22 protein-coding genes are annotated in these 21,714 nt (G+C 41.2%); 17 read left to right on the forward strand and 5 right to left on the reverse strand.

The genetic code is table 11. The annotated features are described in order from the left end of the window. The first annotated feature begins 2 nt into the window (after positions 1–2). The 3 genes from C5O00_RS04205 to C5O00_RS04215 all read left to right on the forward strand — a co-directional run bounded on the left by C5O00_RS04205 (position 3) and on the right by C5O00_RS04215 (position 2,665). Positions 3–1,418, forward strand: coding sequence for an MBOAT family O-acyltransferase (locus C5O00_RS04205; RefSeq protein WP_105215223.1), 1,416 nt, complete (start codon positions 3–5; stop codon positions 1,416–1,418). Positions 1,419–1,486: 68 nt separating this feature from the next. Then, positions 1,487–1,822 carry a hypothetical protein gene (locus tag C5O00_RS04210; RefSeq protein ID WP_105215225.1) on the forward strand — a complete coding sequence of 112 codons (336 nt, stop codon included), beginning with the start codon at positions 1,487–1,489 and terminating at the stop codon, positions 1,820–1,822. A 96-nt stretch (positions 1,823–1,918) separates the two neighbouring features. Further along, a complete protein-coding gene (locus C5O00_RS04215; protein ID WP_105215227.1) occupies positions 1,919–2,665 on the forward strand; it encodes a hypothetical protein in 747 nt (248 codons plus the stop codon). 168 nt (positions 2,666–2,833) lie between these two features. Here C5O00_RS04215 and C5O00_RS04220 read toward each other — a convergent pair whose 3' ends face one another. After that, the gene (locus C5O00_RS04220; RefSeq protein WP_105215228.1) at positions 2,834–3,373 is read right to left on the reverse strand and encodes a hypothetical protein; all 540 of its coding nucleotides are present in this window, start codon (positions 3,371–3,373) and stop codon (positions 2,834–2,836) included. A gap of 161 nt (positions 3,374–3,534) precedes the next feature. Here C5O00_RS04220 and C5O00_RS04225 point away from each other — a divergent pair, with 161 nt between their 5' ends. From C5O00_RS04225 to C5O00_RS04245, 5 genes are all read left to right on the forward strand, one after another. Then, on the forward strand, positions 3,535–3,999 hold the full coding sequence (locus C5O00_RS04225) for a Na(+)-translocating NADH-quinone reductase subunit F (protein ID WP_105215230.1): 465 nt from the start codon (positions 3,535–3,537) through the stop codon (positions 3,997–3,999). An 8-nt stretch (positions 4,000–4,007) separates the two neighbouring features. Further along, the gene (locus C5O00_RS04230) at positions 4,008–4,544 is read left to right on the forward strand and encodes a DinB family protein (RefSeq protein WP_105215232.1); all 537 of its coding nucleotides are present in this window, start codon (positions 4,008–4,010) and stop codon (positions 4,542–4,544) included. 29 nt (positions 4,545–4,573) lie between these two features. Continuing rightward, positions 4,574–5,509 (forward strand): MBL fold metallo-hydrolase, encoded by a 936-nt coding sequence (locus C5O00_RS04235; RefSeq protein WP_244593026.1) that lies wholly within the window; start codon positions 4,574–4,576, stop codon positions 5,507–5,509. Positions 5,510–5,554: 45 nt separating this feature from the next. Beyond that, entirely contained in the window at positions 5,555–6,262 is a 708-nt protein-coding gene (locus tag C5O00_RS04240; protein WP_105215236.1) for a flavodoxin family protein, read from the forward strand. Positions 6,263–6,501: 239 nt separating this feature from the next. Continuing rightward, a complete protein-coding gene (locus tag C5O00_RS04245) occupies positions 6,502–6,957 on the forward strand; it encodes a hypothetical protein (RefSeq protein WP_105215238.1) in 456 nt (151 codons plus the stop codon). A gap of 1 nt (position 6,958) precedes the next feature. On the opposite strand, the gene C5O00_RS04250 is transcribed toward C5O00_RS04245, so the two are convergent. The 3 genes from C5O00_RS04250 to C5O00_RS04260 all read right to left on the reverse strand — a co-directional run bounded on the left by C5O00_RS04250 (position 6,959) and on the right by C5O00_RS04260 (position 10,575). Continuing rightward, positions 6,959–8,770 (reverse strand): lysophospholipid acyltransferase family protein, encoded by a 1,812-nt coding sequence (locus tag C5O00_RS04250; RefSeq protein WP_105215240.1) that lies wholly within the window; start codon positions 8,768–8,770, stop codon positions 6,959–6,961. 69 nt (positions 8,771–8,839) lie between these two features. Then, positions 8,840–10,096, reverse strand: coding sequence for an aspartate kinase (locus C5O00_RS04255; protein ID WP_105215242.1), 1,257 nt, complete (start codon positions 10,094–10,096; stop codon positions 8,840–8,842). A gap of 2 nt (positions 10,097–10,098) precedes the next feature. Beyond that, positions 10,099–10,575: a GNAT family N-acetyltransferase gene (locus C5O00_RS04260; protein WP_105215244.1), complete on the reverse strand. Its 477-nt coding sequence runs from the start codon at positions 10,573–10,575 to the stop codon at positions 10,099–10,101. Positions 10,576–10,656: 81 nt separating this feature from the next. Here C5O00_RS04260 and fbp point away from each other — a divergent pair, with 81 nt between their 5' ends. The 5 genes from fbp to C5O00_RS04285 all read left to right on the forward strand — a co-directional run bounded on the left by fbp (position 10,657) and on the right by C5O00_RS04285 (position 15,104). After that, complete coding sequence (fbp, locus tag C5O00_RS04265; RefSeq protein WP_105215246.1) at positions 10,657–11,661, forward strand: class 1 fructose-bisphosphatase; 1,005 nt, start codon at positions 10,657–10,659, stop codon at positions 11,659–11,661. Positions 11,662–11,729: 68 nt separating this feature from the next. Then, positions 11,730–12,080, forward strand: coding sequence for a fructose 1,6-bisphosphatase (locus tag C5O00_RS04270; RefSeq protein WP_105215248.1), 351 nt, complete (start codon positions 11,730–11,732; stop codon positions 12,078–12,080). A gap of 26 nt (positions 12,081–12,106) precedes the next feature. Next, a complete protein-coding gene (locus tag C5O00_RS04275; protein ID WP_105215250.1) occupies positions 12,107–12,928 on the forward strand; it encodes a cell envelope biogenesis protein OmpA in 822 nt (273 codons plus the stop codon). 174 nt (positions 12,929–13,102) lie between these two features. Continuing rightward, positions 13,103–13,588 carry a Rab family GTPase gene (locus C5O00_RS04280; RefSeq protein ID WP_105215251.1) on the forward strand — a complete coding sequence of 162 codons (486 nt, stop codon included), beginning with the start codon at positions 13,103–13,105 and terminating at the stop codon, positions 13,586–13,588. A gap of 1 nt (position 13,589) precedes the next feature. Further along, on the forward strand, positions 13,590–15,104 hold the full coding sequence (locus C5O00_RS04285) for an ATP-binding response regulator (RefSeq protein ID WP_105215253.1): 1,515 nt from the start codon (positions 13,590–13,592) through the stop codon (positions 15,102–15,104). Between the two features lie 10 nt (positions 15,105–15,114). Here the strand turns inward: C5O00_RS04285 and C5O00_RS04290 are convergent, their stop codons facing one another. Continuing rightward, positions 15,115–15,540, reverse strand: a complete 426-nt coding sequence (locus tag C5O00_RS04290; protein WP_105215255.1) for a TerB family tellurite resistance protein — start codon at positions 15,538–15,540, stop codon at positions 15,115–15,117. 175 nt (positions 15,541–15,715) lie between these two features. Between C5O00_RS04290 and C5O00_RS04295 the strand changes: the two genes are divergently transcribed. The 4 genes from C5O00_RS04295 to mfd are packed head-to-tail and all read left to right on the forward strand — an operon-like array spanning position 15,716 to position 21,690. Beyond that, positions 15,716–16,360 (forward strand): peptidylprolyl isomerase, encoded by a 645-nt coding sequence (locus C5O00_RS04295; RefSeq protein WP_158676775.1) that lies wholly within the window; start codon positions 15,716–15,718, stop codon positions 16,358–16,360. 12 nt (positions 16,361–16,372) lie between these two features. Further along, positions 16,373–17,170: a TspO-related membrane protein gene (locus C5O00_RS04300; RefSeq protein ID WP_105215258.1), complete on the forward strand. Its 798-nt coding sequence runs from the start codon at positions 16,373–16,375 to the stop codon at positions 17,168–17,170. Beyond that, positions 17,170–18,315: an aminotransferase class V-fold PLP-dependent enzyme gene (locus tag C5O00_RS04305; protein WP_105215259.1), complete on the forward strand. Its 1,146-nt coding sequence runs from the start codon at positions 17,170–17,172 to the stop codon at positions 18,313–18,315. Before C5O00_RS04300 ends, C5O00_RS04305 begins: the two co-directional genes overlap by 1 nt. 27 nt (positions 18,316–18,342) lie before the next feature. Beyond that, positions 18,343–21,690 carry a transcription-repair coupling factor gene (gene mfd, locus C5O00_RS04310; protein ID WP_105215260.1) on the forward strand — a complete coding sequence of 1,116 codons (3,348 nt, stop codon included), beginning with the start codon at positions 18,343–18,345 and terminating at the stop codon, positions 21,688–21,690. The last annotated feature ends 24 nt before the right edge of the window (positions 21,691–21,714 follow it).

The raw sequence follows: 21,714 nt of genomic DNA on the forward strand, positions 1-21,714 counted from the left end.
TTATGCTCTTCAATTCTTTAAGTTTTGTGGTTTTTCTCGTTCTGGTTCTGGCTTTGTATTACTCAAAACTATTTAGCTGGACGGGTAAAAAAAGAATGCTGTTGCTGGCAAGTTACGTGTTTTACGGACTATGGAACCCTCCCCTTGTCATACTGCTTTGGATCTCTACAGTGGTAGATTATACCGCCGGAAAGAAACTAGCTGTTCTGGTGGATAAGCGTAAAAGAAAATTATGGTTGTTGCTAAGTATGTTCGTGAATCTGGGTTTCCTCGCCTTTTTTAAATATGGCGACTTTCTACTGGAGAATTTTACCGCCTTGCTGAATGCGGTGGGCGTGGACTACACAGCCAGGCCCATGGATATTATCTTGCCTATGGGAATTTCGTTTTACACTTTCCAGACCATGTCTTATACCATCGATATGTATAACCGCCGCCTGGAGCCTGCCCGAACCTTTCTAGATTTTGCGTTGTATGTAACCTTTTTTCCTCAATTGGTGGCAGGACCGATTGTTCGCGCTAAAGAACTTCTCACCCAATTTTACACCGAAAAGAAAGCTACCGCCAACCAATTTATGTGGGGGCTTTTCTTACTTACCATTGGTTTATTTCAAAAGGTTGTTCTGGCAGACACCTTGCTATCCGGTACAGCCGATACAGTTTTTGGAAGCAGGGAAGTACTCTATAGCCTTGATGCCTGGACTGGCACCCTGGCATTTTCGGGGCAGATATTTTTCGATTTTGCCGGGTATTCTACCTGTGCGATCGGGATCGCACTTATGTTAGGGATCACACTTCCTGATAACTTCCGCTACCCTTACGCCGCCATAGGGTTTTCAGATCTATGGCGCAGGTGGCATATATCACTTTCCACCTGGCTAAGGGATTATTTATACATTCCTTTAGGCGGGAATCGACATGGAATAACGCGTATGTACGTTGCCTTAATGCTAACCATGTTATTGGGAGGGCTTTGGCACGGAGCTGCCTGGACCTTTGTGGTCTGGGGCGCATTACACGGAATTTACCTGGTTGTGGAACGACTGCTCAAGGGGATGGTAAAGGTGAAGATCAATGCCTGGAATGGTATTGTTTTGGCCTTTCTAACTTATACCCTTGTGAATATTACCTGGGTCTTCTTCCGGGCCCGGGAATTTGGCACCGCATGGAATATGATCAAGTCCATGTTCTTCCTAAATGATGAGGGCGCAAAAGTATTATATGAGTTCGACATTGCTAAAGTATTGCTAATCATCTCCGGACTATTTATTTGTCATTGGGTAATGCGAAATACTTCAATGAAGGAAGTAGCCCAGAGAACCAATCCCTGGGTATTTGGTGTATTTTGGGCAATCCTATTCTTTCTTATCGTAATTTCTCAAGGAAGCGGTGAGCAATTCATCTATTTCCAATTCTAATGCTATGGTAAATGCTTAAATTTCATCCTAAAATTGGCTATCTTCAAATATTTCAAAATTAAATACGCATGAAACATAAAACACCCAATTGGACCAAACACGAATTACAGATCTATATAATGCTCTTAGCTGCACAAATAGACAAAGAGATAGACGAGGAAGAATTGAGCATGATCAGATCTAAAACAGACGAGGAAACCTTCGAGAAAATGTACGGCGAATTTAAAAAGGACAGCAATAAAAAACGTCTGGCAAAAATAAGGGGAGGAATAGATCAACACGAATATTCGCATATGGAACTTGTAGAATTTCGAAAGGAGATTAGTGAGATATTCCTGGCAGATAATAAATTTAAACCCAGAGAACAACACCTGGACCGAATCCTGGACAATATACTATACTAGAATTCCTGCCTTTTTCTCTTTGGTTTAAACTGAATTAAATGCTAATTCCGCCCTTTCGGAAAAGTTGATATTTCATCCATAATCTGTGCAACAACAATGATTAAGTTCTTCAGAAAAATCCGCCAAAGTTTACTCTCCGAAAACAAATTGAGTAAATACCTGCTCTACGCCATTGGGGAAATAGTTCTGGTCGTTGTGGGTATACTCTTGGCATTACAACTCAACACATGGAATGCCGAACGAATTCAGAAACAAGAGATAAATTCCACATACGAGCGAATGCTTGAAGAGATTAGAGAAACCAAATTATTGGCGAACAATAAGATTCGCGCTATAGACTCTGTCGTTAAAAGTAAAAACATAAGGACTTTGCACCTTATGAATATGCAGAATAAGGATTCGTTGGCCGATATCTATAATTCGATCGAAGGGCTCACACAAGTAATAAGTGTTGTTTTCGACATGCCCACTACAAGTGAATTCCTAAACGACAAAAATATTTCATTATTAAAGAATATTCGCCTTAAAACCCTGCTATTGCGTACCAAACAAAGTTTAAAATTTGCCGAGGTGATCGAAAACTACTCCTTGACTCAGCTCAATACGATCATTGAACCTTTTGTAATGAAAAACCTAAATTACGCCAAAATGACTCACGGAAGGGATATGGTTGAAATTAATTCTCCAACAGATTTTTCGGTGTTTACAAATAACCTTGAGCTGGAAAATCTAATCAATATGAAGATAGAAACAGACAACACCAAACTGGACTTTCTTTTAAATTTTGATAAAATTCTTGAAGCCACTGCCAATGAGATCGAATCTGAATTAAATTCGGGCTAGTGAGTGCGATCGATATCATAACTATAATTGTTGTAATTCTATTCGCCCGCCTGGGAATCCGCCTCTTATTCCGTTATATAAAGATGAAAAGACAAAAGGATCGCAATAAAAAATAAAAAGCCTTCCCGTAATGGAAGGCTTTTTTTTAATACAGTTTGTAAATTACTGCTATTCCATTTTCTCACCCTGGCCATGCAAATACATCATCAGCCCGGTGAAGTCTCCAAACACTTGCTGTCTTACGATCTTCCCATCCGGGTTGAAGTCGAAGGACTCGTATAGCTGTATGGTTGCACTACGGGCTTCTGTAGAGTCTGTCGCTGGTAGGGTAACTTCCCACAGCGGGTAATGCCTCACCGAACCATCCGGCTGGGTTCCACCTCTTTCTACTCCTGGTAACAAAGAGGCTTCACTTACCATTCGGAAATCGTAATCTGCCCACATCTGTTTATCGAAAGCCTTCATCTCTTCAAGCGACAAGGAATCTTTTTTCGCACCAAATGCGGTGTCGTACATATAGAAATCGTCTGCATACATCGAATAATCCAGGTTTTCTTCCTGCCAGCCTTTTAAATTGGCCATAACGGTTTCAGAATTTGCCTTGAAAGCAGCGGCAACTGCAGCGGCATGATCATGATCCCCGTCGTGTTCGTTCTTGCAAGAACCAAACATCAGGATAAGGGATAATAGGGAAAGTAAGATCTTCATAATTGGAATTTTAGATTGTTAATTATTTGAAAGTTAATAAATTATAACTCAAATTAATTCATTTCATTAACAATTACGATATAATTCCGTTTGCTGCTGTTAAACTGTAGAAAAGCCTTACATTTTTTCGTACCTTTTTGTGAAATTAATACCGTTTTGTAATGATTACTTCTTCCCGTTTCGACCGCGCCATTAGAAAACTTTACATTGCCTTTCACGGTAACACCCTACATCCGGAGTGTGCCATGCAATGTGCGGTGGGAAACATTTGCGACAAAACAGATACATGGAAACATTTCTCGAATGAACACGGCACAACACATCTTAATTATGTGGGGCGAGTCCATGAAAGTTTAGGACGGAAGATCAATGGATATAGTCCTTCCGAACTGTTGATGATTGAGGCTGCTTTCCTCGATGGCTGCGGCTACGATCTTCCTCTCAGATCTAGTAATAAGAGACCAGATCTTCCATTAGATCAGGATGTACTTTTCCAGGGTTTATGCAAGGCTATTGCGGTGTTATGCGAACTGGATCACTTACCCCAATTGATGGATGTGCACGAACTACTTAATTACCAAAGTCACGTAAAAAATGAAAACCAGGTTGAAATACAACCACTATAAAACAAATTATGACCTTTAAAATTGATCAAGCAATTGACCTCCTGGAACGAACTCCTGAAGTTCTAAAAGCTATGTTATCCGGGCTATCTAATGACTGGACTCGTGCAAACGAAGGGGGCGATAGCTGGAGTCCTTTCGATGTGGTTGGACATTTAGTGCACGGGGAACGAACAGATTGGATCCCACGAACTTACATCATTATGAACGATAGTGACCAGAAAACCTTTCATCCTTACGATCGTTTTGCTCAATTTGAAGAGAGCAAGGGCAAGTCTCTGGAGGATCTGCTTGAGGAATTCGAATCCTTGCGAAGATCGAATCTTGAACAATTAAATGGTTTTGGCTTAACCGAATCCGACCTACAGCGAGTTGGCATTCATCCCTCGCTGGGGCCAGTAACTTTATTGAATCTGTTAAGTGCATGGGTGGTTCATGATCAAGGCCATATTGCTCAAATAAGCCGTGTCCTGGCAAAACAATACAAAGATGAAGTTGGGCCGTGGACAAAATATATGACCATTCTAAAATATAGTCCGAAAGAATGAAGTGGTTTCGGTGCTTGCTTTTACTTTCAATGATCTTATCTTGTGAGGAGACGAATCGGGAGATTGATCCTGCAAATCCTGTGGATGTTGGTCTGGCCAAAATATCCGAAAGTTCCCTGATAGTTCTTGGCACCATTCAGGATGGTGGATCTCCACATATTGGCTGTAAGAAAGAATGTTGTAGAACACTCTTCGAACAACCGGATTCGAATAGGAAAGTAGTATCGCTAGGACTCATACACCAGGGAAAAACATATTTATTTGAAGCAACCCCCGATATAAGCACCCAGGTGAAAATGTTGCAATCCCTAGCCGGATCAACTATTGAATTTCCCAACGGGATCTTTATTACCCATGCCCACATTGGTCATTATTCAGGGCTAATGTACCTGGGGAAAGAGGCTGCCGGTGCGAATGAAATTCCGGTTTACGTGATGCCTAGAATGAAACAATTTCTGGAATCGAACGGGCCGTGGAATGCTCTCGTAAATAACAAAAATATCTCTCTGAGAGGCCTCACAAATGGTGAAGGGGTTTCTTTGGCACCCCAACTCAAGGTAACTCCGTTGCAAGTTCCACACCGGGATGAATTTTCGGAGACCGTGGGTTTTGTGATCGAATGTGAAGCAAAGAAAATATTGTTCATCCCAGACATCGACAAATGGGAGAAATGGGAATTGTCCATAATCGACATGATTTCGGAAGTTGATCATGCGTTCATCGACGCTACTTTTTTCTATGGGGAGGAGATACAAACCCGGGATATTTCAGAAATACCACATCCATTTATCATCGAATCTATGGCAATGTTCGATTCTTTATCAGCTTCAGAAAAAAATAAAATACATTTCATTCATTTTAATCATACCAACCCTGTATTGGATCCAGGCAGTGCGGCTTATAAGGAAGTCGTAAATAAAGGATACCATATCGCAAGTACGAACGATGTAATTAAACTGCAATAGGTAACGACCAATCCTGAACCTATCCTAATTTGTAAAACCAAAACTATGAAACCCGACTTCACAAACTTAAAAGCATTATATATTAACTGTACTTTGAAGAAAACGCCGCGAATAAGTCACACGCAAGGCCTGATGAATCTTTCCGCTAATATTATGAAAAAGGAAGGGGTTGATGTTGAACATATACGTTTTGTAGATCACAATGTGGCTTTTGGTGTTTATCATGACATGACCGAACAAGGAGTTTCCCAGGACGAATGGCCAGAATTATGGAAAAAAGTAGACGCGGCCGATATTCTAATTATTGGTTCGCCTATTTGGCTGGGTGAAAAGTCCTCCGTCGCGACTTTGTTGATCGAACGCTTGTATGGAGAAAGTGGCAGAAGAAATGAAGAAGGCCAATATTATTTCTACGGAAAAGCAGGTGGATGTCTCATCACAGGGAACGAAGACGGAGTAAAACATTGTTCAATGAGTATTTTATACGCATTACAGCATATAGGCTACAGCATTCCTCCTCAGGCTGATGCGGGGTGGATAGGTGAAGTAGGGCCCGGTCCCAGTTACCTAGATGAGGAAAGCGACGCGAGAAATAACGATTTTACAAACAGGAACACCACATTTATGACCTACAACCTGCTTCATCTTGCGTCTATGCTGAAAAAGAACAACGGTTACTATTCTTATGGAAACTCCCGAGGTGACTGGGATGATGGTAGCCGATGGAATTTCGAAAACCCGGAATATAGATAGCTGGTCAAATACAAAAAAAAGATAAAAGCGAGGGACATGTCCCTCGCTTTTTAATTTCAGTGAAAGTAGATATCCTCCTAAATCCTGTCACTGAATCATCATCAACTACTCCTGTTGGACAAGTGTAAACAACAATGGTTTAATTCGAGGTATGAATTCTGGTAATCTTTAACAATCTATATTTTCATAGAGGCCGGGATGTTGCATTAGCAGTAGTTTTACAAAAAACCATCGAAGTCATGAAAAAGATTTTCCTTTTAACACTAGCTATTTCTTTACCCTTGATGGGGTGTCCTAAGAAACCGGTTATTGGCGAGGTAACCAAAAAGGTGCAGCAGCTTGAAATTCCCGGAGCCGATGTAGATTTTAAAAACATGATGATAGGGGTGGCGATGGAGATCGACGGCTGTACGCTACAACCGGAAGATTGTGAAAACCTTATCGATCCATGGAAGTCTGGAATGTTACTTACGCTTCAAAAACAGATCGAATTCATTAAAAACGATGAGAAACGTGCCGAAGTTCAATTAAAAATGGCCCAATGGGAACGTGCTATGCTCGACGGAGAGGGTGGTGATCTGCTAACCTACAGCAACACTTTTTCAACTTTCTCATATCATCCGGGATACGGTTTGGAGAACATCAAAAAACGAATGGAGAAATACATCGCAGTACTTAGTAAATCCACATATTAGATTATTCTTCTTCCTCTTTACTAAGGTACTTTTTCTCCAGCTCTGCCTGAAACTCTTCCATTACGGGTTTCACTGTACTTTCCGGAAGATCGGCAATGCGTATATACATGAGTCCGTCTACCGCATTATTGAATAAAGGGTCTACATTAAAGGCGACCACCTTGGCGTTCTGCTTGATATATTTTTTGATGAGTACGGGAAGTCTAAGACTACCGGGCTCTACCTCATCGATGAGTTTGTCGAACTTGTTGAGGTCGGCCTCTGTCTCATCGAAAATAAAATCTTTGTCGGCATCTTTTAATTTAACCTTGAATTCCTTTTTCGGATTGATATACTGCGCGACATACGGATCGTAATAATTGGATTTCATGAATTCGATCATGAGGGACTTGGAGAATTCAGAAAATTTGTTGCTTATGCTTACTCCCCCAATAAGAAACTTGTGCTCGGGAAATCTCAATGTGGTATGCACGATTCCTTTCCATAGCAAGAATAAAGGCATAGGCCGCTGTTGATAGTCTTTAATGATGAATGCCCTTCCCATCTCAATGGATTGTTCCATCATCGGGTATAGTTCAGGCTCGAACCTAAACAGATCCTGGAGATAGAATCCATCGATCCCATACTGTGGAAAAATTCTCGAACCTAATCCCATCCTATAGGCGCCAACCAGTTTTTTGGCGTCCCCGTCCCACAGGAACATATGGTGGTAATAGCTGTCGAATTTGTCAAGATCGGTTGCGTTATTAGTCCCTTCCCCAACTTCTCTAAAAGTGATCTCGCGCAATCGGCCAATTTCCTGAAGTGTATTGGGTATATATTGAGCCGGCGCCAGAAAGACCTCGTAATTCTTACTTATCAGGAGTCGTTTGTCATCCTTTCTTAGTAATTCGATCTCTGTTTCCATCATCTCGGTGGAGACAGCTCCGGCAATTTTTTTAGGTGCCTTCGGAATTTTTAATGTCTTCGGAATATTCTCGAGTAATTTTTTCTTCTGAAATGGATTTGCGAGGACATAGGTTTTTTTCCGAAGGAATTCAGTGAATTCTTCAAGAGTCTCATGCTCCTGCTGATCTGCCACCGAAATAGGATTACCAATACGCACTTTGATCAATCTTTCCTTTTGAGTAAGCAGTTCCGAAGGTAATTTAGCCGTGCGAAAAGTATCGTTAAGTTTTGCCAATCGATAAAACATTTTACTGTTCTTGGCGTGAAAATAAATTGGTAAAACGGGTACTTCGGCTTTTTTAATAAGTTTCATAGCTGCCACTTCCCATGGTTTGTCAACAACCAGTCTGCCGTCCCGATAGGTAGAAACTTCTCCTGCCGGAAAGATCCCAAGAGGGTGGCCTTCTTTCATATGTGAAAGTGCATTTTTAAACCCGAGTACACTGGATTTTACATCTTTTCGATCTTCGAACGGATTTACAGGCATCACATACGGTTTTAGCGGCTCGATGCGATGTAATAAAAAGTTTGCGATGATCTTGAAATCTGAACGATGTTCTAAAAGTAATTTAAGTAATAATATACCATCTATTCCACCCAGCGGATGGTTACTTATGGTAATGAAGGTCCCCGATTTTGGGATACGTTTCAGGTCTTCTTCGGGAATTTCGAAATTGATCTCAAATTCATCCAGCAGGGCATTTATAAATTCTAGGTCGCTAAGATGTTTGTTGCGATCATAGATCTTATTCATGGTATCTATCTTGAGCAACTTCATTAACGACCAGCCCATGAAAGTGCCAATAAAGCCGAATTTATCGACATTAATAGCGCTGGCCACTTCTTTGGCATTTACTAATCCCATGGGTTTTGGTTGTTTATACGTGCTACAGTTTCCTTAGCTGTAAACACAAATATAGCGAAACGCTATTAGTTATTCTTTTATCACGATCTGCACTGTATCATGGATTTCCTGTTTTAACAGCACGGTTTTATTCTCCATTAATGCGTCGATCTCGGAAGGTTTGGCATGCCGAACCGTATAAAGGGTAACCCCGTCATTACAGCTCACTTTAAATCGTTCTTTCAATCGAGCCAGCAGATCATCCAGCCGGTTAAATTTATTATCCACACATACCGAAAAGCTTATGGCAGAATTCTGAATAAGCTCAACTTTCATTTTAAACTCATGCAGCCATCGGAAGATGTCGCTAATATTATCTTCCATCATAAAACTGAAATCCAGAGAAGAGAGCGAGATCAAAACCTGGTCTCGTTTTAGGATGAAACAGGAGGTGTCCGGATTGAGTGCAACACCCTTTCCCACGCAGGTGCCTGCATTTTCAGGATTTAAAAAGGATTTTACAAACAATGGTATCTCCTTTCGTTGAAGAGGCTGAAGGGTTTTTGGGTGAATTACAGAGGCCCCGTAGAATGCCAGTTCAATTGCTTCGGTATAGGAGATGTTATGTAAAAGGCGCGTATTGCCAAAATACCTTGGGTCGGCATTTAATACTCCCGGAACATCTTTCCAAATTGTCACGCTATCGGCATTGAGGCAATAAGCAAAAATAGCGGCAGTGTAGTCACTTCCCTCCCGCCCCAAAGTGGTAGAAAAATTATTTTCCAGATCCGAACCAAGAAATCCCTGAGTTATGGTGATCCCCTTAACACTCACATTCTCGGTGATCCGTTGTTGTGTTTTCTCCCAATCTACTTTAGCATCCCTGAAATTAGCATCGGTAACAATACAGCTTCTCACGTCCAGCCAGCTGTTGTTAAGCCCTTCATCCTGAAGAAAAGCAGAGACTATGGTAGTAGAGATCAATTCTCCATAACAAACCACCTGGTCGTATACATAAGCGTGTTTTTGAGATCGGTTGGTCTCCAGGAAATTCTCCAGTTTCGCATAAAATTTTCTAACCTCGTTATATACAGGATGGGATTGATTAGAAAATAATTTCAACATTATATTGTGATGATACTCTCTAAATTCCATAATCTGTGAACCCAGATCATCATTCTTACCCAGGTAGGAGCTAACGATCCCTTCCAGGTGATTGGTCATCTTCCCCATAGCCGAGACCACTACAATGAGATTGGTCTCTCCGCTGATATCTATTATTTTTTTTAGGTTCCGAACTCCTTCGGCGTCTTTAACAGAGGCGCCTCCAAATTTAAATACTTTCATAGTTAATTACCGATATATGCTTTCAAGGCAGGTTCTTCCATCTCTACCTGCCACCAATTACTTAAAATGGTTGCCCCACTGCGTTCGTAAAATTCGATCGCCGGCTTATTCCAATCCAGCACCACCCAATTTACCCGTTTCACACCCTGATCGAGTGCGAATTTCAGTACCCGACGATATAGTGCCTGGCCCACACCTTTCCCTCGCATTTCTTCGGTGACAATGAGATCTTCCAGATGAACTGTTTTTCCTTTCCAAGTGGAGAACCGGAAATAGATCAGCGCCATTCCTACGATATTCTGTTCAACTTCAGCAACAAAACAGTCGAACTGTTTGTGTTCACCAAATCCGGCGTCTTCAAGTTCATTACGAGTCACTTCAACAGCGTTGGGTTCTTTTTCGAACTCGGCCAATTCTTTTATAAGTTGCAGCACCGAAGACATATCTTCACGAACTGCATTTCTAATTACAATTTCCATGGGTAGAGTTTACCGACAAATATCGGTTCAATTTTCCAAAAATCACGATATTTGCCCTAAATCTGCAACACCTTAACCGCAATGCGCCATAAAAACCAGACCCTCGGGGAATTTATTATTGAAAATCAAGAAGAGTTCAAGTATTCCTCGGGAGAATTATCCCGTCTTATAAATTCGATAAGGCTGGCGGCCAAAGTGGTGAACCACGAAGTTAACAAAGCCGGCCTGGTGGATATACTGGGAGCGGCGGGTGAGACAAATGTTCAGGGCGAGAGCCAGCAGAAACTCGACGTTTACGCCAATGAAGCATTTATAAAAACCCTTACCAACCGGGAGATCGTATGTGGGATCGCCAGCGAAGAAGAGGACCATTTCATTACAATAAAAGGCAGGAACCAGAATAATGATAACAAATACGTGGTTTTAATAGACCCATTGGACGGTTCTTCCAATATAGATGTGAACGTTTCTGTGGGGACTATTTTTTCCATTTACAGACGGGTCACACCTTCTGGCACCCCCGTAACCCTGGAGGATTTTTTACAACCCGGGAATAAGCAGGTAGCTGCCGGATATATAATCTACGGAACTTCTACCATGATAGTTTATACCACGGGGCACGGTGTAAATGGCTTCACCCTTAATCCTGCTATAGGGACTTATTACCATTCTCATCCTAATATGCAATTCCCGGAAGACGGTACCATTTATTCGGTGAACGAAGGAAACTATGTGCATTTTCCTCAGGGAGTGAAGGATTATATTAAGTATTGCCAGCGAGAAGAAGGTGATCGTCCTTACACTTCGCGCTATATCGGGTCACTTGTGTCCGATTTTCATAGAAATATGATAAAAGGAGGGATTTATATTTATCCCAACACCGCTAAAAATCCGGATGGTAAACTAAGGTTATTATACGAATGTAACCCTATGGCTTTTATAGCCGAGCAAGCTGGTGGTTTAGCAAGTAATGGTTTTACCCGAATCCTGGACATTCAGCCTACCGAATTACATCAAAGAGTTCCATTTATCTGTGGAAGCAGAAACATGGTACTGAAAGCCGAAGAGTTTATGCAAAATGCATAAAGTGTAAAATTTCCGGCTTTTGTTAACATTTTTCTTAAATTTAGCTAAATCTTTAACACTAGCGCGTCATGGCGAAAAAAACTACACCAAAAGATAACACAGGAAATATAGATTCTTCGTCAAAGATAGAGGCTATAAAAAATCTCATTTTTGGGGAGAATATCGAGCAATACGATAGTGAATTCACAACTTTAAAGAAAGACCTCGAAAAAAAGAAAAAGGACCTTCAGGCGTATATCGATGAAGTTCGAGAAGAGCTGATGCAGTCTATTGATTCGCTAAGCACAGATGTTAATATCCGCATCACAGATCTTGAAGATTCCTTCAACGCCAGGGCTGAGGCGCTTTCAGAAGAAAAGGTCGATCGTAAAGAACTAGGGAAACTGCTTATTAGCCTAGGTGAAAAGATTAGCTCTTAACACCAATTAATACTTATTTAATACCAATGGTCAAGGAGGACGAGAACAAATTGAAGTTGCTTCGGGAGATCCTGTTGATAGATGACAGGGAAGTTGCCCGGGCAGTATCTCAACGCCTGGAGACCCTTTCCGAAACCCTCGATAAACGCGAGAAACTATCACAGAAAGTAGACCCGATTATCGAACAGCGGCTGGATCAATTTGTCTCGGAGATTCCCACTACTCTTGGACCAACCATCACTAAAACTTTAAAAGAACAAATCGAGAACTCCAAAGACCAGGTGGTCGAGGCGTTATATCCCATCATGGGAAAAATGATAAAACGATATATTCAGAATGAAATAAAATTACTTTCAGAAAATATCAACAAGAAGGTAAATAATACGTTCTCGGTAGCAGGATTTAAACGCAAGATTCGATCTGTATTTACCGGTGTTAAAGAAAGTGACCTTATCCTTTCTGAAAGCAACATGCCCACCATAAATGAAGTGTTCATCATTGAAAAGGGATCTGGTTTATTGCTTGGAAATCACAGTACAACAGAAACCATGGATAAGGATATGGTATCGGGGATGCTTACAGCCATTAAAAGTTTTGTGGAAGATGCGTTCTCCGGAGGAGCCCAGAATCTCGAAGCCATAGAATACGAGCTGTATACGATCCATATTCAGAATTTCTTTTCCTATTACATTGCCGTTGTGGTCTCCGGAAATTATACCCGTAGTTTTGAAAGCAAACTTGAGAACGATCTTTTAGAGCTCTCTAAAAAACTCACCTCAAAAATAACCTCCCTCTCTCGCGAGGCGGTGGAAGAGATACTTATAAAACACATGGCAAATTGGTCCTGAATAGTTTGACACTCTATAGTCTGTTATATACCATTGTATTTCCTCCGAGAAGTATGGAAAGTCTTTAAAAATTTGATGATAAAAAATTGATTCTATAGTTTCTTTTTATTCTCTTTGTAAAAGATTACTCCCCCTCTTAATTTATTTCGTTATTTTAACACTTGAAAAATAGATATGGCAACTGTTAAAAAAATAGTGTTACTTGGGCATTTTGGTGTTGGGAAGACGAGTTTGGTACGCCGATATATCGATAGTGCCTTTAGCGAGGATTATCTTGTAACGGTAGGGGTGCATGTAAAGAAGAAGGATGTTGTTGTAAACGATGAACCTGTAACGCTCATTATATGGGATATAGAAGGTAATAATTCCATTGAGAAGGCACGAAGTTCATATCTTTTGGGAAGCCAGGGCTTTATTTATGTTTTCGATGTGAGCCGGCAGGAAACCTATGAGGATATTAACAGCGAGATGAACTTTTTAGCGAAAAATCATGAGAACATTCCGGTGTGCCTGGTAGGTAACAAATCGGATCTATTTACCGAAGACTTCACCAAAGAATTCTTTAAGGATAAAGAATTTGAGAATTGTTACTTCACCAGTGCAAAAACTGGAGAAAATGTAGAAGATATGTTCCTCGATCTTGCCAAACGAACACTATAATATGAGTGCGAAGTTAAAAACCGAAATCTTAGACCGCAGGATTCAGGAAATAGAAATAACCGATCAGGGCGTAATTGTAGCAAGCGATAATTCCATTTTCGATCTCCCGGTAAAAAGTACTATCGCCGATCTTCATCCCTTCTTCGAGGGAGTGATCCCACTACTTCCTACGGTTAAAGACAGTCTCAAGATACCATGTGTAAATGTAGACTCTGTTAGCAATCCGCGTATAGTGGATGTAGATTTTCTTCGGAAAGGGAAGAAGTTGTATTTACTGATATTTGATTTTACCGAACATTACGAAGCTTCGCAACCCCTGGTTCAGGAAAAAAATGTAGCCTCCATCGCGAAGAACAAACTAGCCTTCGAAAAACAATTACTGGAAGCAAAGGAAGAGTTCAAAAATAATTTTTTGTCTAATCTCAATCACGAGATCAGGAATCCGCTGAATAATCTACTGGGTTTTATGGAGATCCTCAAGGAAACCAAACTTGATTACGACCAGAATGAAACCCTAAAGGTCATGCAGAAAACTGGTATGCACCTAAAGATCTTAATGGACGATATGCTGGACATCTCCAAAATAGAGCGAGGTGTCCTGGACATTAAAAGTGTGAACTTCAACCTGGGGCATTTGGTGAATAACCTTCAGAATCATTTCAATTTAAAATACGCCAATAACCCTGTCGAATTCAATGTGTCTATAGACAATAATGTGCCCCGTAAATTGATCGGGGACCCGGCCCGCCTCAACCAGATCCTATTTAACCTGCTTGAAAATTCTTTCAGAAACACAACAGACGGTTATATAACTATGTTGGTAAAGGCTGAAAATAAAAATAAAGCTAGTACCAAAATTAAGATCCTTATTTCAGATAGTGGTACGGGAATCCCTGAAGACAAACTCGATAAGGTATTCGATTCGTATTTTCAGTTAAAGGTTGATAAACTTAAGCCGTTGGGTGAAGGATTGGGGTTAAAAATTGTAAAGGACCTTACCGAATCCCTGGACGGAAAAGTTCAGGTGGTTAGTGAAGAAGGAAAAGGAACTTTGTTCACCTGCGAGTTCCCCTTTAAGGTACGACCGGCAAGCAAGGGGACGAAAACTGTTCCCAAAGGATCGGGTATACTAATGAGCAAGCGCATTCTTATCATTGAGGACGAGACCACTAACCAGATGCTGATGATGAAAACCTTTCTCAATAACGAAAAGGGATATGTGATTGAAATGGCAATTAATTCAGATCACGCCTTCGAGCTATTAGCAAACAATCGTTACCATCTTATCATGTTTAAATCTGCTTTGCCCGATATAAACGGTATCGATCTAATTAAAAAGATTCGCGGTCATGATCAGGATGCGATTGCGAATCTGCCTATACTTATCGCCAGTGGAAATACTTTAAAGGAAGAGCAAAAAGCTGTATTGGACGCAGGAGCATCTGCATTTCTTCCAAAGCCATATACAAAAAATGAGTTGTTCAAATGTATTGAACAACTCATTAGAGAGTCTTAAAAACCTGGTCTTACTTTCTATTAAGCAAGTATCTGTAGTCTTCAAGGTCGAGCCCACCTTCAAATATCTGGATGGACCGCTTGATTAATTTATTTGCTAAATCCTCTGTGTATCCCAGGCCAATGGCGTAACGTTTTAATAATTCCTTCTCATTATCATCTATCTCATTATCGGCAAAAATGATCTTGAACAGATCGAGCATCATTGCTAAACGTTCTTCGGCCGAATTTGGAGGATTCATCGGATATACGGAGGGGTCTTTTTCTATCTTTGCCAATTCGGAAGGAGTTATATCAAGCTTTTCGGCAAAACGCGTAAGTAAACGCTTCTCTTCATCAACCAGTTCGCCATTAACAAGTGCCATCCGCATTATTGATGCAAAATGACTAAGTTTTCTGGATTTTTCTCCACTTTCAAATAATTCGGTAAATGTCATAATTCAAATTTATATTGCAAAAATAAAACTATTCGCGCTTTTAAACTGATATTTTCTTCGGAAAAAACCTCCTAAATCTTTACTAAAATCTTTATTTTAAAGAATCGCATCATCTATCTTTAATTTAAATTCTATGAGATATTTTCCCAGCCTTATTTTTCTTATTAAGCCCCTTATGAAAAAGGCAGCGGGTTCGGCCTTAATTACCTTTGTTTTTATCTTTTTACATAGCCATGTTTTATTTGGTCAAACCAGGTCCGAGGCCCAGGCTATTATGAATGATATTAAAACGGAGGAAGAAATTGGATATGCCAGCGAATATTTGCCCGGATGGACCATACAAATGGAAAAGCTAACTCCCAACGATCAAAACTGGGTCGATCATGAATCGCAATTAATAAGTGGTACCCCTTATATAATAACGGAAGATGGTGAAACATATATGTATAAACTCATCGCAGAGGACAGCATAAAACAGTTTCGGGTAAGTTATATCTTTCTGGACGGTAGTGTACACCGGTACCGAAAAATAGATGGTATTCGTACTAAAGTAATGAAACAGTATGCCAAAGGTGTATCCTTTGCTTCTCTTGCTTCCAGGTATTCGATGGATGTTAGTGGCTCCGTAAATGGGGGAGATCTGGGTTGGTTCAACGAAAAAACCATGGTCCCGGAATTTGAAAAATCGATCGCCAATCACAACAAAGGAGAAATTTTTACAGTGGACAGCGTGTTGCGAAGATGGTACTTTGTGGTTCTGAAAACTTATGAAGACAGGAAGGTTTTACAGAAAACATTGGCAAAGATCAAGATCAATTAAACCGGCTTTTTAATGAAAAGAACATTACAAATTCTCAATATTGTCGCATTTATCGCGGTCCTGCTAGTTAATTATTTGTCTAATACAGGGAGAATTAATAATACAACTATTGGTGAAGTATCGGCCCAGGTAGATACTTTATTCACGCCAGCTCCCTACGCATTTGCCATATGGGGACTGATTTATCTCTTGCTCTTGGCTTTTGTGATCTATCAAAGCCGTAGCCTTTTCATGCGGGTAAAAAAAGATGATCTTGTAAGCAAGACAGGCTGGTGGTTTATCGTTTCCTGTATAGCTAATTGTCTCTGGGTATACTGCTGGATCTATCAGTATACAGGCATTTCGGTACTGTGCATATTCCTGCTTTTATTTTCTTTACTGAAGATAGTTGTAAATAACAACATGGAGCGCTGGGACGCCCCTCTAACAGTGATCGCATTTTTATGGTGGCCATTTGTGATTTACTGCGGATGGGTAACAGTGGCAAGTATAGCCAATGTTGCCGCCTGGCTGGTTAAGATCGGGTGGGATGGATTTGGAATTTCCGAAACTATATGGACAGTAGTTATGGTCACAATTGCAACATTGATCGGTCTCGTGCTAACCTGGACGCGCAGCATGCGGGAATTCGCCTTGGTGGGTTCCTGGGCTCTGACTGCTATTGCCGTTGCCAATTGGGAAAGTAACGAAGCCGTAAAAATTGCAGCCATCTCTTGTGCCGTTGTTCTGTTTATAAGCAGTTCAATACATGGCTATATGAATCGTGATACCAGCCCTATTAAAAAACTGAAACAAAACCTGAGTCGCTAATGCTAACGTGTAAAAAACATTTGTTCTCACTTATAGACGAGGTTACTTACCTCAACTGTGCAACCATGTCTCCTTTCCTGCAGTCTGTTGAAAGAATCGGGATTGAAAATTTGAAGCGAAAATCCAATCCCCAAAATATTAAGAGCCAGGATTTCTTCACAGACAGACAACTGCTTAAAGAAAGGTTTGCACGGTTAATTCACGCACCCCATCCCGATTGTGTGTCTATCATCCCCTCTGTCTCATACGGAATTGGGACTGTAATAAAGAATATTGAGTTTAAAAGAGGTGATGAGATCATCGTGTTGGAGGATCAATTTCCAAGTAATGTTTATGGATGGATGGAATTGGAAAGAACGCATGATGTAAAGATAGTTAAGGTAAACGCACCTCCTCTTACCCCAGGTAGAGGCTCAATTTGGAACCAGCGTTTATTAGATGCGATAAACGAACAAACTAAGGTAGTGGCAATACCGCAAGTGCATTGGTCTGATGGAACACTATTCGATCTACAAGCAGTACGTAAAAAAACCTTGGCGACGGAGGCCTATCTCATTATAGACGGGACACAAAGTATAGGTGCCTTGCCTTTTTCTACTTCAGATATACAGCCGGATGCTTTGATCTGTGGTGGATACAAATGGCTCATGGGGGCTTATGGGCTTGGAATGGCATATTATGGTGAACGATTCTATGAGGGTGCTCCTCTGGAAGATAACTGGATAAACCATCAGGGTAGTGAAGATTTTACAAACCTCGCCAGGTACAACCCGAAATTTAAACCAAAGGCAAGCCGCTTCGATATGGGTGAATCCAGTAATTTTATCCATGTCCCAATGCTGGCAGAGGCTATCAGGCAGATCATGGACTGGACTACGGAGGGAATTCAGCAATATTGCAAGGAGATCACGTACGATGCTATCCAGACTCTTACTAATCATGGCTATTATATTGAAGCCCCTGAATACCGAGGGCATCATCTGTTTGGGATCTATACCAGGGGGAGAAAGTCCATGGAGACTATAAAGCAGTCTCTTACCGAGAGTAACATCCAGGTTTCGTATAGGGGTGAGGCGATACGGATCTCTCCACATTTATACAATACCCGAGAAGATCTAGAAAAGTTAGTTAACTGTTTTATTTGATATCAGGCTGTATTATCTTTGCCCGCAATGAGTAAAGCCCAGGTTTGGTCGCTTTTTGAACAGTCTTCGGAAATTCGAAAACTGCGGCGGGCTATTGCCAATTCCGAAAAAAACATAGGGGTTAACGGCCTTGTAGGATCCTCACTTTCTTTGGTAATAGCCGAACTCTTCAGAACTTCCGAAATTCCCTATCTGCTCATCTTAAACGACAAAGAAGATGCTGCGTACCACTTGAACGATCTGGAAAACTTGCTGGGAGACCAAAACGTTTTGTTTTACCCTGGGAGTTATAGAAGACCATATCAGATAGACGAAACCGATAATGCCAATGTACTCCTGAGAAGTGAGGTGCTTAATCGTATCAATTCCAGACGGAAACCGGCAATCATTGTCACCTATCCGGAAGCGTTGTTCGAAAAAGTTGTTACACGAAGGGAACTGGAAAAAAACACACTTAAGCTAAAGGTAGGTGAAGAAGTTAGTGTGGATTTTGTGAATGAAGTACTGTTCGAATATCGTTTTAAACGAACCGATTTTGTCACGGAACCCGGGGAATTTTCGGTGCGAGGTGGAATACTGGATGTGTTTTCTTTTAGCCATGACGAACCATACCGTATCGAATTCTTTGGAGATGAAGTAGACAGTATACGTACTTTCGATGTGGAAACACAGCTTTCACTTGAGCAGGTAAAGCGAATCTCGATCATTCCGAATGTAGAGAATAAAATGATCCAGGAAAATCGAGAGAGTTTCCTTAAATATATTTCAGCAAAAACCCTTGTTTATCTGAAAAACAGAGAACTGTTGTCTTCGGCCATGGATAAGCTCTTCAAAAAGGCCGAGAATGCTTTTAAGGAAACCGAAACCACGGTAGCCATGAGCCCCCCTTCGGATCTCTTCTGTACTTCTGCCCTATTGAAAGCACAACTCGAGGAATTTTCGGTAATAGATCTTAACAATAAAGCAGTATCATCGCAAAAATGCATTATTACGTTTAATACTACCCCACAACCTTCATTCAATAAGCAATTCGATCTGCTTATTGAAAACCTCAACACCAACTCTTCAAACGGGTATAAGAACTATATTTTTTGCAGCAGTGATCAACAGGCGAAACGCTTCCATGATATTTTTGAAGATGCCCAGCAGCATGTGGACGAATTTGAGACCATCGTTTTTCCATTGTTCAACGGGTTTATAGATCACGACCAGAAAAACGTCTGTTATACCGATCACCAGATCTTTGAACGCTATCATAAATTTCATCTGAAAAACAGCTATGCCAAAAAACAGGCGATCACTCTTAAAGAGCTTACAAATCTTGAAGTGGGTGATTATGTTACGCATATCGATCACGGGATAGGGAAATTTGGCGGGCTGCAAAAGATAGACGTGGAAGGGAAACAACAGGAAGCCATAAAATTGATCTATGGGGAAAGGGATATATTGTACCTGAGCATTCACTCGCTGCATAAGATCTCTAAATACAATGGAAAAGATGGCGCTGTTCCAAAAATTTACAAACTGGGAAGCGCTGCCTGGAAAAAATTAAAACAGAAAACAAAGAAGCGTGTTAAGGAGATCGCGTTTAACCTTATTGAGTTATACGCAAAACGCCGACTACAGAAGGGGGTTGCTTTTGCTCCCGATTCGTATCTGCAACACGAATTGGAATCGTCTTTCATTTATGAAGACACCCCAGACCAGGTCACGGCCACAGAAGACGTAAAGCGGGATATGGAGAACGAAAGGCCTATGGATCGTCTGGTTTGCGGTGATGTTGGCTTCGGAAAGACAGAGGTCGCCATACGTGCCGCCTTTAAAGCGGTTGATAATGGAAAACAGGTAGCGGTCCTGGTTCCTACTACCATATTGGCATTCCAGCATTTTAAGACCTTTACCGAACGCCTGGCCGATATGCCGGTAAATGTAGACTACCTTAACCGTTTCCGAAGTGCTAAACAGAGAAGGGCCGTACTTGAAGGATTGGCCAGTGGGAAACTTGATATAGTTATAGGTACACACCAGTTGGTCAACAAATCGGTGGTATTTAATGCTCTTGGCCTTTTAATTATAGACGAAGAACAAAAGTTTGGAGTAGCGGTAAAGGACAAATTGAAAACACTCAAGGAAAACGTAGACACTCTTACCTTGACCGCTACGCCCATTCCAAGAACCCTGCAATTTAGCCTGATGGCGGCCAGGGACTTATCGGTCATCACCACTCCACCACCCAACCGTTATCCCGTGGACACCCGTGTGATTCGGTTTTCGGAAGAGGTTATCCGGGATGCGATCCGGTATGAGATCTCGCGCGGCGGACAAGTATTTTTTGTACATAACCGCATTGAGAACATAAAGGAGGTGGCCGGAATGATACAGCGCCTGGTGCCCGATGCGAAGATAGGGATTGGTCATGGGCAGATGGAAGGAAGGAAATTGGAGCAACTCATGCTTGCCTTCATGAACAATGAATTCGATGTACTGGTTTCAACCACCATAATTGAAAGCGGCCTGGATGTGCCCAATGCGAACACCATTTTTATCAATAATGCGAATAACTTCGGACTCTCAGATCTTCACCAGATGCGAGGCCGAGTGGGCCGTTCTAATAAAAAAGCATTTTGCTACTTTATTACCCCACCATTCTCTGCCATTACAGACGACGCCAGAAAACGATTAACGGCTCTCGAACAATTTAGTGAACTGGGTAGTGGCTTTAATATTGCCATGAAGGATCTGGAAATCAGGGGCGCAGGGGATCTGCTTGGAGGTGAACAAAGTGGCTTTATTAACGAGATCGGTTTTGAGACCTATCAAAAGATTCTTTCTGAAGCCATAGACGAACTAAAGGAAAAAGAATTCAAAGATCTCTATGCCGGCACGGAACACGAGCTAAAGGATTTTGTAAAGGAAGCCGTAATCGACACAGATTTCGAATTGCTCTTCCCGGACGACTATGTAAATAATATAACCGAACGGCTTAATTTGTACCAAAAACTCAACGCCCTAAATACGGAAGAAGAGCTTAAAAAATTTGAATCGGAACTCATCGACAGGTTTGGAGAACTCCCGGATGAAGCAGCAGATCTGTTAAATAGCGTTCGTATAAAATGGATCGCAATTTCCATGGGGCTGGAAAGAGTGGTGATGAAAAAAAACAGGCTGGTAGGATATTTTGTGAGTGACCAGCACAGTGCGTATTACCAGAGTCCTACTTTTTCCAGGGTGCTACAATATGTTCAAAATCATCCACAACACGTAAAAATGAAAGAAAAGCAAACCCGAAACGGCCTTCGCCTAATGCTTACTTTCGAAAGAATATCTTCGGTGGACAAAGCGCTGGATGTGCTTCAGCCTTTCCGTTTAAAATAAGAACCCCGCCTGCTTTTACAGTTA

It is taken from the genome of Pukyongia salina, assembly GCF_002966125.1.
Classification (GTDB): Bacteria; Bacteroidota; Bacteroidia; order Flavobacteriales; family Flavobacteriaceae; genus Pukyongia; species Pukyongia salina.

Excerpts from the sequence above, each read along its gene's own strand:
- C5O00_RS04300 (WP_105215258.1), top strand. The coding sequence starts at position 16,373 with ATGAAAAGAACATTACAAATTCTCAATATTGTCGCATTTATCGCGGTC.
- fbp (WP_105215246.1), top strand. The coding sequence starts at position 10,657 with ATGCGCCATAAAAACCAGACCCTCGGGGAATTTATTATTGAAAATCAA.
- C5O00_RS04270 (WP_105215248.1), top strand. The coding sequence starts at position 11,730 with ATGGCGAAAAAAACTACACCAAAAGATAACACAGGAAATATAGATTCT.
- C5O00_RS04255 (WP_105215242.1), bottom strand. The coding sequence starts at position 10,096 with ATGAAAGTATTTAAATTTGGAGGCGCCTCTGTTAAAGACGCCGAAGGA.
- C5O00_RS04245 (WP_105215238.1), top strand. The coding sequence starts at position 6,502 with ATGAAAAAGATTTTCCTTTTAACACTAGCTATTTCTTTACCCTTGATG.
- C5O00_RS04230 (WP_105215232.1), top strand. The coding sequence starts at position 4,008 with ATGACCTTTAAAATTGATCAAGCAATTGACCTCCTGGAACGAACTCCT.
- C5O00_RS04215 (WP_105215227.1), top strand. The coding sequence starts at position 1,919 with ATGATTAAGTTCTTCAGAAAAATCCGCCAAAGTTTACTCTCCGAAAAC.
- C5O00_RS04290 (WP_105215255.1), bottom strand. The coding sequence starts at position 15,540 with ATGACATTTACCGAATTATTTGAAAGTGGAGAAAAATCCAGAAAACTT.
- C5O00_RS04220 (WP_105215228.1), bottom strand. The coding sequence starts at position 3,373 with ATGAAGATCTTACTTTCCCTATTATCCCTTATCCTGATGTTTGGTTCT.
- C5O00_RS04225 (WP_105215230.1), top strand. The coding sequence starts at position 3,535 with ATGATTACTTCTTCCCGTTTCGACCGCGCCATTAGAAAACTTTACATT.
- C5O00_RS04260 (WP_105215244.1), bottom strand. The coding sequence starts at position 10,575 with ATGGAAATTGTAATTAGAAATGCAGTTCGTGAAGATATGTCTTCGGTG.
- C5O00_RS04235 (WP_244593026.1), top strand. The coding sequence starts at position 4,574 with ATGATCTTATCTTGTGAGGAGACGAATCGGGAGATTGATCCTGCAAAT.
- C5O00_RS04285 (WP_105215253.1), top strand. The coding sequence starts at position 13,590 with ATGAGTGCGAAGTTAAAAACCGAAATCTTAGACCGCAGGATTCAGGAA.
- C5O00_RS04305 (WP_105215259.1), top strand. The coding sequence starts at position 17,170 with ATGCTAACGTGTAAAAAACATTTGTTCTCACTTATAGACGAGGTTACT.
- C5O00_RS04240 (WP_105215236.1), top strand. The coding sequence starts at position 5,555 with ATGAAACCCGACTTCACAAACTTAAAAGCATTATATATTAACTGTACT.
- C5O00_RS04275 (WP_105215250.1), top strand. The coding sequence starts at position 12,107 with ATGGTCAAGGAGGACGAGAACAAATTGAAGTTGCTTCGGGAGATCCTG.
- C5O00_RS04295 (WP_158676775.1), top strand. The coding sequence starts at position 15,716 with ATGAAAAAGGCAGCGGGTTCGGCCTTAATTACCTTTGTTTTTATCTTT.
- C5O00_RS04250 (WP_105215240.1), bottom strand. The coding sequence starts at position 8,770 with ATGGGATTAGTAAATGCCAAAGAAGTGGCCAGCGCTATTAATGTCGAT.
- C5O00_RS04280 (WP_105215251.1), top strand. The coding sequence starts at position 13,103 with ATGGCAACTGTTAAAAAAATAGTGTTACTTGGGCATTTTGGTGTTGGG.
- C5O00_RS04210 (WP_105215225.1), top strand. The coding sequence starts at position 1,487 with ATGAAACATAAAACACCCAATTGGACCAAACACGAATTACAGATCTAT.
- C5O00_RS04205 (WP_105215223.1), top strand. The coding sequence starts at position 3 with ATGCTCTTCAATTCTTTAAGTTTTGTGGTTTTTCTCGTTCTGGTTCTG.
- mfd (WP_105215260.1), top strand. The coding sequence starts at position 18,343 with ATGAGTAAAGCCCAGGTTTGGTCGCTTTTTGAACAGTCTTCGGAAATT.